The 15027-nt window shown below is 66.9% G+C and carries 10 protein-coding genes; 5 read left to right on the plus strand and 5 right to left on the minus strand.

Translation table 11 applies throughout. The features are described from left to right. Positions 1 to 41: 41 nt before the first annotated feature. Complete coding sequence (locus ACIBB8_RS26095; RefSeq protein ID WP_398956026.1) at positions 42 to 3461, minus strand: DEAD/DEAH box helicase; 3420 nt, start codon at positions 3459 to 3461, stop codon at positions 42 to 44. Positions 3462 to 3541: 80 nt separating this feature from the next. Beyond that, positions 3542 to 4474, minus strand: coding sequence for a hypothetical protein (locus ACIBB8_RS26100; RefSeq protein ID WP_398956028.1), 933 nt, complete (start codon positions 4472 to 4474; stop codon positions 3542 to 3544). Positions 4475 to 4672: 198 nt separating this feature from the next. Here ACIBB8_RS26100 and ACIBB8_RS26105 point away from each other — a divergent pair, with 198 nt between their 5' ends. Next, complete coding sequence (locus ACIBB8_RS26105) at positions 4673 to 4960, plus strand: hypothetical protein (protein ID WP_398956029.1); 288 nt, start codon at positions 4673 to 4675, stop codon at positions 4958 to 4960. 238 nt (positions 4961 to 5198) lie between these two features. Here ACIBB8_RS26105 and ACIBB8_RS26110 read toward each other — a convergent pair whose 3' ends face one another. Further along, entirely contained in the window at positions 5199 to 6728 is a 1530-nt protein-coding gene (locus ACIBB8_RS26110) for a helix-turn-helix domain-containing protein (protein ID WP_398956031.1), read from the minus strand. Positions 6729 to 7323: 595 nt separating this feature from the next. Here ACIBB8_RS26110 and ACIBB8_RS26115 point away from each other — a divergent pair. After that, a complete protein-coding gene (locus tag ACIBB8_RS26115) occupies positions 7324 to 8145 on the plus strand; it encodes a hypothetical protein (protein WP_398956033.1) in 822 nt (273 codons plus the stop codon). A gap of 170 nt (positions 8146 to 8315) precedes the next feature. Beyond that, the gene (locus tag ACIBB8_RS26120; RefSeq protein ID WP_398956035.1) at positions 8316 to 8471 is read left to right on the plus strand and encodes a hypothetical protein; all 156 of its coding nucleotides are present in this window, start codon (positions 8316 to 8318) and stop codon (positions 8469 to 8471) included. Positions 8472 to 8621: 150 nt separating this feature from the next. Here the strand turns inward: ACIBB8_RS26120 and ACIBB8_RS26125 are convergent, their stop codons facing one another. Continuing rightward, positions 8622 to 9983 (minus strand): pyridoxal phosphate-dependent decarboxylase family protein, encoded by a 1362-nt coding sequence (locus ACIBB8_RS26125; RefSeq protein WP_398956037.1) that lies wholly within the window; start codon positions 9981 to 9983, stop codon positions 8622 to 8624. Between the two features lie 114 nt (positions 9984 to 10097). On the opposite strand from ACIBB8_RS26125, the gene ACIBB8_RS26130 reads away from it, so the two are divergent. Further along, positions 10098 to 10589, plus strand: a complete 492-nt coding sequence (locus ACIBB8_RS26130; protein ID WP_398956039.1) for a MarR family winged helix-turn-helix transcriptional regulator — start codon at positions 10098 to 10100, stop codon at positions 10587 to 10589. A 391-nt stretch (positions 10590 to 10980) separates the two neighbouring features. After that, complete coding sequence (gene acnA, locus ACIBB8_RS26135) at positions 10981 to 13695, plus strand: aconitate hydratase AcnA (RefSeq protein ID WP_398956041.1); 2715 nt, start codon at positions 10981 to 10983, stop codon at positions 13693 to 13695. A 91-nt stretch (positions 13696 to 13786) separates the two neighbouring features. Here acnA and ACIBB8_RS26140 read toward each other — a convergent pair whose 3' ends face one another. Continuing rightward, the gene (locus ACIBB8_RS26140; protein WP_398956043.1) at positions 13787 to 14701 is read right to left on the minus strand and encodes an FG-GAP repeat domain-containing protein; all 915 of its coding nucleotides are present in this window, start codon (positions 14699 to 14701) and stop codon (positions 13787 to 13789) included. Positions 14702 to 15027 lie beyond the last annotated feature (326 nt).

Here is a 15027-nt window from a genome sequence, read left to right on the forward strand (position 1 = left end):
GTAATTCCCACTCCCGGTCGGTGATCTTTGAAGGTGCCCCCCTATTGGCTGCGCCGGGTGGTGACGAGTCGGCCCTCCTGGAGATGGTGGGCAAGGTCGAGGCCGCAATCGAGCATCGCGAGGACATCGAGGTGTCTGTCGGCCGGCACGGTGGCCAGGCGCCGCTTGTTGCGACCGACCCGGATCAGAGGGTTCGTTGCGCTTGGTGGAGCGATCGCGACTGGCCCGTCAGATGCGCTGGGCGTTAGACGGACCAGAGGGGTGACCACGGCGCGGTCGTCGAGCAGTTGGTTGACCAGGTTTGAGGGGGAACGGACGTAGTCGAGAAGGTCTTCGATCTCGTATTCGTTCGCCTGGTAGCGATTCATCCACCCGTCAATGTGCTGCTCTGCGAGCCAGCGGCGTAGGTCCGCTGGTCGACGCAGGTGGGCGGCGGCCTCTCGACCGGCGAGGTGGGCCAGGCGGCGGGAGGTGATGCCGGAGGTGAGCAGTGAAAGGGCCTGCTCGGTGTTGACGCCGTGCCGGATGTGCCAGGCAGTGTACGCGCTTAGCCGCGGCGTGGTGGGGGACAGTAGGGGGCTGTTGTTGACCAGATTGATCAGAGCGCCGGTGACCCAGCTGAAGGCGTGCTCGAAGCCGCTGCTGATGTTGCGTACCGCTTGCTCGAGTGCCCATTCCGCGGGGACATCGGGCAGCCATGAGCGGGCCAGGGTGGGGATGCCGCTGCCGGAGATCCAGTCCTGGATCGCGGCGGCGAGCGGGACGTCCACCGGTGTGCCTCTTACCTCTTTGGTGGTGAAGCGCCAGGTGCCAGCGACCTCCGGCAGTTCCAGGAGGCGCTCGAAGATTTGCTGTTCGGCGAGGAAGGCAAGGGTGCGCTCCAGCGTCCACTCCTCCGGTTGCGGTTGGACGAACCACACCTGCTGCTCGGCCTCGTTGTCGTCAGCTGTCCGCTGAGCGAGTTGGAGGGCCAGGTGCTGGGCGAGCTGGTCCAGGTAGCGGGCTGACCCGAGGCTGGTGCCGGTGCTGGACCAGCGGCCGGCAAGGTCGATGTCAGTGGCTTCGTGCACCTCTGCCACCCGTCCCGCGAGGCCGAGCCACCGGCTGGTGACCCGCCCGTCGTCGGCCTGGTCCATTGCGAACAGCGACCGGACGGCGGTGAGACGGTCCCCGTCCAGGACGGGCGTCGTGGCCTGGGTCTGCAGGACGAGCCACACGAAGGCGGCGAAGTCCGCAGCGACGCTGTCCGCCAGGGCGAAGACCCCGTCGGCCTGTTCACGCATCTTGTCCTCGGCGTCGGCGAGGGCGGCCAGGGCCTCGTTGGTCAGCAGTGCGGAAACGACCTTGAGCTGCTCCGTGTCAGGGTTGAGGGTATCGAATTCGGCTGGCTTGGGTGGATAAGGGCGGGTCAGGAGGATCCATCCCTCACTTTCCCGACCGGCACGCCCCGCGCGGCCGACTGCGTTGACGAGTTCGGCTGGACTCAGGCTGCGCTGGTTTTCGTAGACAAGATGATCCCCCTGGACCTTGCTGTGCACGATGACTGTGCGTACGGGCAGGTTCACCCCGTCGGTGAGGGTGCTTGTGCTGGCGATCGCTACAAGTTGGTCGCTTCGCAGGGCGTTTTCGACGGCTTGGAGGACGTCGTCGGGGAGGTCACCGTGGTGGTAGGCGACGCCGCGACGCGTACAGCGGACCAGCGGGTGCTCAGGCCCGAGGGTGTCTGCCAGGTACTCGGAGAGCGCGGCGGCCGCGGGGCGGTCTTCGAGGTGTTCTGCGATGGCGAGTGCGGTGTTGCGGGCCTCCTTCTTGGTGCCGACGACCATCAGGACGCTGCCGGCCGAGGTGAGCGACGCGGCGCCGGCCGCGAAGACCTTGTAGTCCGCGATGCCGCCGGACAGGCGAGTCTTGGAGTTCCACTCGTTCGGGTAACCGGAGGCGAATCGCCGCTTACCGACCTCACCTGTGGTCAGCCGTGCGATCGCGGACGTGGCGGTCGGTCGGACATCCAGGCGGGCTGCGACCGGCACAGTGGCACGCCATCGGGAAGGTTGATTTGCTGACGGCGACCGTTGCTCCAGCGCGGCCTCATCGGAGATCAGCTGCGGGTAGAGAAGCCCGTGCAACCGGCGGGGGCCCCGCCAGGTGTCGGTGAAATACACCTCGTTTGCTGGCCGCTCCGGATCAAGCCACGAGGCGATGTCGCCCCGGTTGCCGACCGCCGCCGACAGCAGCACCAGCCGGACGTTGCTCGTACTCGCCCGCAGGAGCCCAAGCAAGCTCTCCAGGATGAAGCCCCGTCGGCCCTGCGCGAGGTGGTGCGCTTCGTCCACCACGATCAGCCCGACGCCGTCCAGCGCAGCCTCCGGGTCACTGCGGATCATGTGCATGAGTCGCTCCGGCGTCACGATCTCCACGTCACTGCCTTCCGACTCCCGCTCGGAGGACAACGGGAAGTCCGGCTGCTCCGCCGCCAAGCGCCGCTCCAGCATGCGCAGTCGGCCCCGCAGAGCCGAGCGCATCTCCCGCCCGAGGCTGCGCATCGGCGACACATACAACACCCGCCCAGATCGCTGCGCCAGATGCGAGCAGATCACCAGCTGGGCCATCAGCGTCTTGCCCGCGCTGGTCGGCACGCTGATCAGGCTGCGCGGCGTCGAAGGGTCGACCGGGTTCCCTCGCTCCAACCTCAGCAGCTGGCGCTGCGGAGGCCACAAGGTCATCACCGGCGGTTGTGACAGCGCGAAGCTCCGGGCAACCGCCGGGGGCGTCCCCGGGGGCAGCAGCGAGTACAGGCTGCTGGCCTCCATCTCCGGACACAGGTCAAGGAGGTGCGCAGCCACCCACCTTGCCAGCCGGTCACCGCGGCCTGCCCGCTCGTGCATCACATCATCGAGCAGCCGCTGCGCTGCCGTAAGGTTCTGCTCCTCCCCAAAGGCCAGAAACTGGTACAGGCGGAAGACTGCGTCTACGACTGCCTCTGCCGGGCCGTACATGGTGCCCGCCAGTGACTCGCGGCGCATCGCCTGCCGTAGCTCCCTGAACTGCCGCCGCCAAACGCGCAGCGTTCGACCCACTGCCGGCCGGTCGAAGCCGAGGAAGACCACCCCGGCCTCCACCGCCAGGGTGCCAATATGAGAGCGGAGCGCGCCGCTGTAGTCCACGAGGTCCTGCACTTGACGGTAGACCGCGGTGGCGTTCGGGTCCTGCTCGCTCCGCCGGTAGCCCGCCTGAGCGGCGAAAGCGATCTGAAGTCTGTCGGCAGCGGGCCGCCGGTCGTCACCCAGCGCGAGGTCCAACAGGTGCGCGCTGACCGCAAAGGCCTGCCGGATGCGCCCTGCGTCAAATCCAGGAACCTCCGGATCGAGCGCCGCCAGCCCATGCAGATACCACGCCGTACCGAGCAGCTCGTCCGTGATATCGCGCTCGTCGCGGAACGCGGCGACCTCCATCTCGGTCATCTTCGCCAGAAGATCCTGCGCGCTTGGGAGCACACCACCAGGCCGGTAATCACCGAGCGCCGACGCGAGCACAGCTGGATCTAGAGTGCGCTCCACACGTACTCCCTCACGTCCTTGGCAAAGTTTTCGAGATCGTCGACCGCTACCACCAGGCCTTGCAGGGCCCCATCATGGGTGTGGGTGGTGAAATGCATGTGAGACCGCTCGAACGCCGTCTCGGGAACGTCCGTGGCATTCAGCGCCAGGCTGACACCGCCGCTGCCCGATTCTTGCGCGTCCACCCACTGCCGCGTCAGCGAGCTGACGAACGCCCGGGTATCCGGAGCAAGACACCGCCCGCCCCAAGACATCTGGCCCAGGTATTTCGCTCCATTGTTGTTCAGCTGCTGCCAGGCGCCACGGATGGTGTCGCTCGGCTTGGCAGCGGTACCGGTGAACTTCTTCATCTCCCACAGCCTGAAAACAAACTCCACAGCGCCATCCTCTACGCGGTGGATGATCAGCCCATCCGGGCCGCTGTCAGTCACCGTCGAAGAAGGTGGATCAAGGATCTCCACGCGTTGTCCGGGCTCGAGGGTGAGGTCCCGTGTCAAGAGGTACCAGAGCCACTCACCTATGTAACCGGTAACGCCAGTGATGTCGTTGGCTTCGAATACCGGAGCCGCGACGTTCAGGACGTGCTCTCGGTCCTTGTCGACAAGCTTCGCGCCTGTTACGGCAGCCTCACGCCACAGCTCGAAGGCGAGAGTGTCCAGATCTGCCCGGGCAACCATGATCTCATCCGCGATAATCCAGGCCGCCGCTGCTCGGTCTATAGGTTCCTGTCCGATGGTCATCACTAGGTCCCAAGGGCACACCTGATCACGGCCGCGCGGCTCGCGGCGCGTCAAATCAATGAGGCGGCCGCCGATCGACTCGGCGCGTTTCATTGCCTGCCCTGCAGAAACTCGCAACTCGCCCTCACCCCCATCCCCCGGCCCGGTGCCAGGCCGCGAGGGCAAGACACTGTCCATACGATCACCCTACCTACCCGTGAAAACTCCTTCATCTACTGTCGTGAATACCTGCAGAAGGCCACGACTCCCAGGCGGATTCAACTGATCGTCGCGACGGCTCGTGGGTGGAATGGACGATGAGCGTTGGTCCGCAGCAGCACCAGGTTCGTGAGTCTCGGGGTCAGGTCACCGCTACGTGCCACGATGACGCGTCACATGAGGAAAACGGGGGCGACGAAAGCCATGAGGTACGACCAAAGCTGGGCGGACAAGCTCGATGAGGCGATGCTCGAAGTGCTGCTGGCGGAAAGCGCAGTAGAGTCACTGGGGCAGTGGCTAGCCGACCCGGAGCGCGGCCAGCGGTACGCGAACGGAAGTGGCCCGGCGTGGCTTGGTGGTCAGCCGGAGGACTCGGATGCGCGGCCGGACCCCAGGCTGCGTCGCGAGGCCGGAGACATCGGGCCGATGGCGGTTTACCTCGTCGACCAGACGCGGTCGGCGTGACACGACCGACATCGGACGTTGCGAGGCCACTTCGGCGACAACCCTTCGTGAGGGCTGACGGATAATCAGATTTCACTGACGTACTGTCAATCAATCAAGATCATCTTGCACGTGCGTTGCACAAGGTGCTGAAAAACAACAGTGATCAGTGGAGGACTGCGAAGGTAGGTATCCGCAGGTCAGCTGGCATGTTGAGGTGTCGTGCCCCTTGCCCCCAAGGGGCACGACACCGCGCCGGTCAGATGTCCCGGAAGATCTCGATCTGCGCGCCCACGGAGTTGAGCCGCTCCGCCAGCTCCTCGTAACCGCGGTTGATGACATACACATTGCGCAGTACGGAGGTCCCCTCGGCCGCCATCATCGCGAGCAGGACGACCACGGCGGGCCGCAGCGCCGGCGGGCACATCATCTCGGCCGCGCGCCACCTGGTGGGGCCCTCCACCAGGACCCGGTGCGGGTCCAGGAGCTGGAGGCGGCCGCCCAGCCGGTTGAGGTCCGTCAGGTAGATCGCGCGGTTGTCGTAGACCCAGTCGTGGATGAGTGTCTTGCCCTGCGCCGCGGCGGCGATGGCCGCGAAGAACGGCACGTTGTCGATATTGAGACCGGGGAACGGCATCGGGTGGATCTTGTCGATCGGGGCCTCCAGCTTGGAGGGCCGGACCGTCAGATCGACCAGCCGGGTACGTCCGTTGTCCGCCGGGTACTCCGTCGTGCGGTCGCAGTCGACGCCCATCTCCTCCAGCACCGCGAGCTCGATCTCCAGGAACTCGACCGGTACCCGGCGGATCGTCAGCTCGGACTCCGTCACCACGGCGGCGGCGAGCAGGCTCATCGCCTCGACCGGGTCCTCGGAGGGGGAGTAGTCGACATCGACGTCTATGTGCGGGACGCCGTGCACGGTCAGCGTCGTCGTACCGACGCCGTCGACCCGTACGCCCAGCGCCTCCAGGAAGAAGCACAGGTCCTGGACCATGTAGTTGGACGAGGCGTTGCGGATGACGGTCGTGCCGTCGTGGCGGGCCGCGGCCAGCAGCGCGTTCTCCGTCACCGTGTCGCCGCGCTCGGTCAGCACGATGGGCCTGTCCGGGGTCACCGAGTGGTCTATCTGGGCGTGGTAGAGACCCTCGGTCGCGGCTATCTCCAGGCCGAACCGACGCAGCGCGATCATGTGCGGCTCGACGGTCCTGGTGCCGAGGTCGCAGCCGCCCGCGTACGGCAGCTTGAACTGGTCCATGCGGTGCAGCAGCGGGCCGAGGAACATGATGATGGACCGGGTCCGCCGGGCGGCGTCCGTGTCGATGGCGGCCATGTCGAGCCGGGCCGGCGGGACGATCTCCAGATCGGTCCCGTCGTTGATCCATCGGGTGCGCACGCCGATGGAGTTCAGCACTTCGAGGAGGCGGTAGACCTCTTCGATCCGGGCGACCCGGCGCAGTACCGTACGGCCCTTGTTGAGCAGCGAGCCGCAGAGCAGGGCCACGCAGGCGTTCTTGCTGGTCTTGACATCGATCGAGCCGGACAGTCGGCGCCCGCCGACGACCCGCAGATGCATCGGCCCGGCGTAGCCGAGCGACACGATCTCACTGTCGAGTGCTTCACCGATGCGCGCAATCATCTCAAGGCTGATGTTCTGATTGCCGCGCTCGATGCGGTTCACGGCGCTCTGGCTGGTGGCGAGCGCCTCCGCGAGCTGACTCTGTGTCCAGCCGCGGTGCTGACGGGCGTCGCGTATGAGCTTGCCGATGCGTACGAGGTAGTCGTCTGGCATGGCGCCAGGTTATCTCAGATATGAGATGAAGATCGTGCGGGGGTGTGGCATTCGGGTGATGGGTGCGATGGGAGGAGGTGAGAAGGGGAAGTGTGGGGGATGGTGGGGGAGGTGGGCGACGGCCGTTGCCGCGGTGGCCCGTCTCCGATTCCGGGTACGTGTCGGCCGTTCCCATGGTCCGCCCGGTGTGGCGGTCCGGCACGCGGGGCGCGTCCGTCCGGGTGTCACACCGCGGACAGCGTGATCCTGCTGGGGTGCGGCGGGTCTCCCCGAGTTGGTGCGTCCCGGCGGCATTCCCTCGCCGGGCGCACCGCCTGTGTCTGCATCACAAACAAAGACCGCCACCGCATCCTCGAATCAGCGGAACGCGGCACGCTCGTCGCCGTATTCAAAGAAGTAATAAATACCTGCGGACACGCAGCGCCATCGAGTAACGGGATGCCTCGCGCTCGCAACACTGTGATGTCCACTCATCCGTGACGTGGAAGGTGCTCACTCCGGGAGAGCGAGGCGCCGATCGGCCGACCAGGAGTGATTGACATTGGAAAAGTCTGAATTCCTTACCGACCTGAACACCGGCACCGGTCATTCTGTGATGAAGAAGCTGCCAGAGGTCACCCTGGCCTTCTGGATCATGAAGATCGCCGCGACGACGCTCGGCGAGACGGCCGGCGACCTGTTCGCCCAGACCCTCGGGCTCGGCTACTTCCTCACCACGGTAGCGCTGTTCCTGATCTTCGTCGTCACGCTGGTCGTGCAGCTGAGGTCCACCCACTACAACCCCTACTTCTACTGGACCGTCATCCTGTCCACCAGCATGGCCGGTACCACGATGTCCGACTTCATGAACCGTGACGCAAGCTCGAAATACCTTTCCGGCGGGACCGCGTCGCTGGGCTGGGGGCCGCAAGGGCTCGGACTGGGGTACCCCACGGGAGCCGCGATCCTGATCTCGCTCCTGATTGCCATCTTCGTCATCTGGAAGTTCACCGGGATGACGTTCGCCATCCGCGACATCGTCACCTTTCGCGGGGAGGCTCTCTTCTGGTCGGCGATTCTCGTCTCGAACACGCTCGGCACTTCCATGGGTGATTTCCTGTCCGACAGCTCCGGACTCGGCTATGCGGGTGGCGCGCTTCTCGTCACCGGGCTGCTCGCGGTGCTTCTCGCACTCATGCGGGTGCCTGTTGTGCCGAACGTCCTGCTGTTCTGGATCGCGTTCGTGCTCACGCGCCCTCTCGGGGCCACCGTCGGTGACTTCCTCACCAAGCCTGTCGCCAAGGGGGGCCTCGACCTCGGAACGGCTGGCTCGTCGGTCGCGCTCCTCGCGCTTCTCCTCGGTCTCGTGGCCCGCGCTCATGTGCGGGAGCGGAGGCGCATCGTGCCGCGCAACGAGGTGCTGGCCGAGAACTCCTGACCACGGTCGGCAGCTGGCTCAGGCGGCTGCCGTGCGTTGCCGGGCGGACGACCGCCGCGCCGCAGCGCCGTGCCGAGGGGGCCGGTGCGAGACGGGCGGCATCGTACGGGCTGTCCTTTGACAGCGAATTCAGTCGCTCGGCTCACGCTGACCTGCGTCGACTGGGCTGGATGGCAAGCGAGCGCCCCCGCCTGGTCGAGATCCGTGACAACCTCCTTGCCCGCATCACCGAAGCCGAACGGGAAGGCTGGCTGGGCGAACTCGAAGGACTCGAAGTCGGTCTCGCCGGCGCGCAGGACAAACTCGCGCAACTCGAGGCCGAGTAGACCCGCCGGGGCGATGTCGTGGACCTCGGAATCCCCACGTCCGCGACATCGCGGGCCGCGACAGCACTTCCACCGCGCGGCCCGGGTGACACCTCCCGGTATCCGATCGGCCTTGAGCAGGCGAGATGCACTTGGCCTCCGCGGAGGTCATCAACGCCGGGCGATCTCCTCCACCCGGGCGTGGAGGCGTTCGACGTGGTGCTCGGACTCCGGCTTCATCAGGACGCTGCGGAGGATACGCGCGCCGTCGGCGTCTGCGGTGATCTTGGGATGGCGTGCGGTGAACGCCTCGCTGCCGGCTTTGAGGGTGCTCAGGAAGACCGGGTCGGGACTGGTCATCCCGTCGGCGAGGATGCGCGCGGACGCGGTGTCGATGCCGGTCAGGGTGGCGGGGGCGACGACGGGGAAGTAGCTGACGATGTCGAGCTCAGGCTGCTGGTAGAGCTCCAGGACGTCGGACGTGTCGATCAGCTCCGCCCAACTCAGGGCCGCTCGCCGGCCGGCGGCCAGTACTCGGCCGAGTCCGTCGGGGGTGGGCGGCAGGAGCTGGAACGTGAGCCACAGAGCGGCGGCGGAGGCGCCAGCGCGAGAGCATTCGAGGCTGATCTCGCCGAGGTGGAGTTCGGTGGAGGTGAAGTAGGTGTAGGGCGAGTCGTGGAGGTAGAAGCGGCCCACCTCGGGGTCGCGGAACAGGACGGCTCCGCAGCCGTAGGGCTGGAGGCCGTGCTTGTGCGGGTCGACCACGACCGAGTCGCACCGCGCGATCGCCCGCCACGGCTCGGGCGGAAGCCCTTCGGCTCCTTCGAGGCCGGCCAGCAGGGTGAAGAAGCCGCCGTAGGCGGCGTCGACGTGGACGCGGACGCCGTGGCGCTCGGCGAGGGGCAAGGCCTCGTGGAGGGGATCCACGGCGCCCAGTCCGGTGGTGCCTGTGGTGAGCACGACGGTGCCCACCTCTCCCGCCCGCAGCAGGTCTTCGAGTGCGCCGAGGTCCATGCGGCCCCGGTCGTCGGTGAGTACGGGGTGGCCCTTCATACCGAGGACGTGGCACATGCGGCCGTGGGTGTAGTGGGCGTCGGCGCTGTAGGCGATGCCCCGGTCGGGGTGGAGTTCCCGGGCGACGAAGAGGGCTTCGAGGTTGGCGATGGTGCCGCTGGTGGTGAGGTGCCCGAGGTGGGTGTCGTAGCCGAACATCTCGGCGAGCCGTGCGACGGCCTCGCGTTCCATCGCCGCCGTGGCGGGGCCGCCGTCCAGGGCGTGGTTGTTGGGGTTGATCAGCATCGCGGCGAGGTGGCCGACCACCGCGGCGGGGTGTGGGGGCTTGAGCATCTGGCCCGCGTAACGCGGATGGAAGAAGGGGTAGTTGTCCTTGAGCCGTCCGGTGAGCTCCTCGAAGGCGGCGGCGAAGCGGTCGTTGTCGACCTCGATGGACGGGTGGGGCTGGTAAGGGCCGAAGGTGTCGGCCCAGTCCTGTATCGCGTCAGTGGCTCGGCCGAGCCAGTGCTTCAGGTCCACTGATCTCCCTCTCTCTGGTGGGGCGCGCCCACCATACGATTTAGTTGAGTAGTCAGCAATTGATTGCTCAGTATTCGATGTGTGAGTAGGTGACCTGGCAGTAAACTTCGGCAGATGGACGCCGTGAACCAGCGGGACCAGGAAGCCGCCTCCCGTGCCGCCAGCAGCCCGCTCGTACGCGACTTCGGGCTGCTGATCAAGTCCGCCACCCGCCTGGAACGGCGGATCGACGCCGAGGTGCGGCGGGAGTGCGGGATCAGCCACACGATGCTGGAAGTGCTGCTACGGCTCTGCCGGCAGCCCGGCGAGGAGGTTTCCCAGCGCCACCTCGCCGACGACCTCACGCTCACCAGCAGCGGCACCACCCGGCTGATCGACCGCATGGAGGAAGCGGGGCTGGTCCGCCGCGTGCCGTCACCCGGGGACCGCAGGGTAGCCCTGGTGGAACCGACCGATGAGGGCCGAACCGTGTTCCTCCAGGCCGTGGCCGTCCATGCCCGCACGGTGGAGGACTACTTCGTCAAGCCAGTGGACTCCGAGGACTACGTACGGATGACGCGGGCGCTCGGCGAGATCGACAGGGCCCTGCGCGCGGCTGCCGAGTGACATGACCGGCCGCCCTGTGCAGGGTCTGCCGCTGCTGGACTGTGTGACGGCCCGGTTCGAGGACGTGGCGCCGGTGATATCCGGCACCCCCAGTGCGATCACCCGCACGACTGGGTTCACTGAGACAGGAGGCGGAACGACTGGGTTCGCTGAGTAAGCGACTCGGTTGGATGAGAGCGGACAGCCGGGCATGACCGTTCCGCGGTGATGTACTAGAGTTATCTCGACATCGAGATATCTGCCGAAGGTGCACCGCGCCGCCGAACGGTAAGGGTTACCTAACTAAGCCTTACTTTAGCGGATGGTCGAGGAGCCGTAGGCGGCACCACGCGGCGCCCGCCGTAATGAGGCGCGGCGCGGTGGTACGCGCACATTGATGAAGGAGACTGTCGTGTCGGCGAACAGCTTCGACGCCCGCAGCACGCTGCGCGTGGGCGACGAGTCGTACGAGATCTTCAAGCTGGACAAGGTCGAGGGCTCCGCGCGCCTCCCTTACAGCCTGAAGGTGCTGCTGGAGAACCTGCTCCGCACCGAGGACGGCGCGAACATCACCGCCGACCACATCCGGGCGCTGGGTGGCTGGGACTCCCAGGCCCAGCCCAGCCAGGAGATCCAGTTCACGCCGGCCCGCGTGATCATGCAGGACTTCACCGGTGTTCCGTGTGTCGTGGACCTCGCCACCATGCGTGAGGCCGTGAAGGAGCTCGGCGGCGACCCGGCGAAGATCAACCCCCTCGCGCCGGCCGAGCTGGTCATCGACCACTCCGTCATCGCGGACAAGTTCGGCACCAACGACGCGTTCGCCCAGAACGTCGAGCTGGAGTACGGCCGCAACAAGGAGCGCTACCAGTTCCTGCGCTGGGGCCAGACGGCCTTCGACGAGTTCAAGGTCGTCCCCCCGGGCACCGGCATCGTCCACCAGGTCAACATCGAGCACCTGGCCCGTACGGTCATGGTCCGTAACGGCCAGGCGTACCCCGACACCCTCGTCGGCACCGACTCGCACACCACCATGGTCAACGGCCTCGGCGTGCTCGGCTGGGGCGTCGGCGGCATCGAGGCCGAGGCCGCGATGCTCGGCCAGCCGGTCTCCATGCTCATCCCGCGCGTCGTCGGCTTCAAGCTGACCGGCGAGCTGAAGCCCGGCACCACCGCCACCGACCTCGTGCTGACCATCACCGAGATGCTCCGCAAGCACGGCGTCGTCGGCAAGTTCGTCGAGTTCTACGGTGAGGGCGTCGCCGCCACCTCCCTCGCGAACCGCGCCACCATCGGCAACATGTCGCCGGAGTTCGGCTCCACCGCCGCGATCTTCCCGATCGACGACGAGACGCTGAAGTACCTGCGCCTGACCGGCCGTGACGAGCAGCAGGTCGCGCTCGTCGAGGCGTACGCCAAGGAGCAGGGCCTCTGGCTCGACCCGGCCGCCGAGCCGGACTTCTCCGAGAAGCTGGAGCTCGACCTCGCCACGGTCGTCCCCTCCATCGCCGGCCCGAAGCGCCCGCAGGACCGCATCGTCCTCGCCAACGCCTCGCAGCAGTTCGCGCAGGACGTCCGCAACTACGTCTCCGAGGACGAGGAGGCCGGCAAGGAGTCCTTCCCGGCGTCCGACGCCCCGGCCTCCAGCAACGGTGTGCCGTCGCGTCCGACCACGGTCACGGCCCCCGACGGGACGACGTACGAGATCGACCACGGCGCCGTCACCGTCGCCGCGATCACGTCCTGCACCAACACCTCGAACCCGTACGTCATGGTCGCCGCGGCGCTCGTGGCCAAGAAGGCGGTCGAGAAGGGCCTGACCCGCAAGCCGTGGGTCAAGACCACGCTCGCCCCGGGTTCCAAGGTCGTCACCGACTACTTCGACAAGGCGGGCCTGACCCCGTACCTCGACAAGGTCGGCTTCAACCTCGTCGGCTACGGCTGCACCACCTGCATCGGCAACTCCGGCCCGCTGCCGGAGGAGGTCTCCAAGGCGGTCAACGAGCACGACCTGGCCGTGACCTCGGTGCTCTCCGGCAACCGTAACTTCGAAGGCCGGATCAACCCCGACGTCAAGATGAACTACCTGGCGTCCCCGCCGCTGGTCGTCGCGTACGCCATCGCCGGCTCGATGAAGGTCGACATCACCAAGGACGCCCTGGGCATCGACCAGGACGGCAAGCCGGTCTACCTCGCGGACATCTGGCCCACCGAGGCCGAGGTCAACGACGTCGTCGCCAACTCCATCGGCGAGGACATGTTCAACAAGTCCTACCAGGACGTCTTCGCGGGCGACGCCCAGTGGCAGGCGCTGCCGATCCCGACCGGCAACACCTTCGAATGGGACCCGCAGTCCACCTACGTGCGCAAGCCCCCTTACTTCGAGGGCATGACGATGGAGACCACCCCGGTCTCCGACATCACCGGCGCCCGCGTCCTGGCGAAGCTGGGCGACTCGGTCACCACCGACCACATCTCCCCGGCCGGTGCGATCAAGGCCGACACCCCGGCCGGCACGTACCTGACGGAGCACGGCGTCGAGCGCCGCGACTTCAACTCGTACGGCTCGCGCCGCGGTAACCACGAGGTCATGATTCGCGGCACGTTCGCGAACATCCGCCTGCGCAACCAGATCGCCCCGGGCACCGAGGGTGGCTACACCCGCGACTTCACCCAGGCCGATGCGCCGGTGTCGTTCATCTACGACGCCTCGCAGAACTACCAGGCCGCCGGCACCCCGCTGGTCATCCTGGCGGGCAAGGAGTACGGCTCCGGCTCGTCCCGCGACTGGGCCGCCAAGGGCACCGCGCTCCTCGGCGTCAAGGCCGTCATCGCCGAGTCGTACGAGCGCATCCACCGCTCGAACCTCATCGGCATGGGCGTCCTCCCGCTCCAGTTCCCGGAGGGCGCGACCGCCGAGGCCCTCGGCCTCACCGGCGAGGAGACCTTCTCCTTCACCGGCGTGACCGAGCTGAACAACGGCACCACGCCGCGCACGGTGAAGGTCTCCACCGACACCGGTGTGGAGTTCGACGCGGTCGTCCGCATCGACACCCCCGGTGAGGCGGACTACTACCGCAACGGCGGCATCATGCAGTACGTGCTCCGCAGCCTGATCCGCAAGTAGGGATCGGCGCACCACGGCGGAAGGGCCGCATCCCCGGTGACGGGGATGCGGCCCTTCGTTGTGCTCGGGGTGTTCCCGGCTACCGGACGGCTCAGAAGAGCAGGCGGTACGTGTTCCAGCCGGAGGTACCGATCCTCACCTTTGCCTTGAACGGGGCTGCCGCGTTGCCGGTGCCCTGGTAGCTCCACAGAGCCCCGGTCGTGTCGCGCGCGATGAGGTCGGTCTTGCCGTCGAGGTTCAGGTCACCGCTGGAGATGAGGTAGTTGTACGTGTTCCAGCCGGCGCCGATCTTGGTACGGGTGGCGAACGGGGCCTTGTAGTTGCCCGTGCCCTTGTACAGCCAGAGGACTCCGGCCTTGTCGCGGGCGACGATGTCGTTCTTGCCGTCACCCGTCAGGTCGCCGTTGCCGGCGAGCTGGGTGTAGATGTCCCAGCCGCTGCCGACCTTGTAACGGCTCGTCAGCTTGCCGTTGCCGTAGTTCAGGTAGAGGTACAGATTGCCGCTGCTGTCGCGGCCGAGCAGATCGCCCGCGCCGGCGCCGCCCAGGTTGCCCGGGGAGACCAGCTTGTTGTAGATGTTCCAGCCGCTGCCGACCTTGGTCTGGGTCGTGACGTCGAAGTTCTGGTAGTAGAGGGTCGAGCCCTCGCGGGACCAGATGCCGTCCGCGTCCCCGTCGGACCCGTTGTCCACCTGCAGAACGGAGTTGACGGGCTTCCAGCCGTCACCGGCCTTGACGCGGGCGGTGAGGCCACCCGTGCCGGTGGGCGTGTACGAGTACGCGGTGCCGGTCGAGTCGATGCCGTAGAGGGCGAAGACCGGGGTGGTCGCAGCGGCGTCGGCCGCTGCCGCACTGGGCTGCGCGGTGTCGGCACCCAGGGAGGGCTGGGCGCTCGGGGCGTCGGCGGCGACCGCGGAGGTGCCGGTTCCGACGAGGGCGGCGGTGAGTGCCGCGGCCGCTGCGCGGGCGGCTATGCGTCTGTGCTTACGGCCAGAGGTTTTGGCCACGAAGTACTCCATGGATCGGGATGAGTTGTGGCCCGCCCGCGAGCGCAGGCGGGCCACATTTTTTCACCCGAATGGTGTCATGGCCTCAGGTGGGAGAACTGCCATTTGATAAAAAGAGCAGGCTATATGTGTTCCAAATGTGTTGTACGGTGCGGCGGCGCTGCCGGTGTCCGCGTACAGAGAGAGGGTGCCCGATGCGTCCCGGCCGACCAGCCTCGTTGTTTCACGGCGTTGGCCGGTTGATCTCGCGTCCGTGATGTCGCGTTGATCCCTGGCCGGGGACGGTTCCGGTCAGGGGTGCGCATCGGCTGTCGTGCCGGATGACG

Origin of the sequence: Streptomyces sp. NPDC051286 (assembly GCF_044455345.1) — a bacterium.
Lineage (GTDB): Bacteria > Actinomycetota > Actinomycetes > Streptomycetales > Streptomycetaceae > Streptomyces.